Genomic DNA, 380 nt, shown 5'->3' with positions numbered 1-380 from the left:
TTATCACCACAGAGAAGGCAAGGAGCAGTAAAGGAGAAGCCATTTAAAAACCAATGCATTGTATTACGGACCTCTCAATGTAGCGCAGCGCTTCGGTGCTCTCGGTGGTAATTAAACTCCATTGAGAATTACAACAAAAAGTGATTTATGCACCACAGAGAAGACAATGAGAAGTAAAGGAGAAGATACTAAAAAGTAGTATGTTTCCTCAGTGTAGCGCGCAGCGCCTCGGTGCTCTCGGTGGTAGAAATTGTTTTTTAGGCAAGCTTTGTGTTTGGCTGATAAAGTGAATAAGACATTATTATCACCACAGAGAAGACAAGGAGCAGTGCAGGAGAAAATAGTATATTTCCTCTGTGTAGCGCGCAGCGCCTCGGTGC

At 43.4% G+C, this 380-nt stretch carries 1 protein-coding gene; it reads right to left on the bottom strand.

From position 1 onward, the window contains the following. Window positions 1-111: 111 nt before the first annotated feature. On the bottom strand, window positions 112-380 hold a 269-nt coding region (locus tag R0J88_RS18985; protein WP_410900727.1), incomplete at its 5' end, for a hypothetical protein.

It is taken from the genome of Pseudoalteromonas sp. SIMBA_162, assembly GCF_046535955.1.
GTDB lineage: Bacteria > Pseudomonadota > Gammaproteobacteria > Enterobacterales > Alteromonadaceae > Pseudoalteromonas > Pseudoalteromonas marina.
Note: the sequence above shows the minus strand (reverse complement) of the source record. Positions and strands in the feature narration are given on the sequence as shown.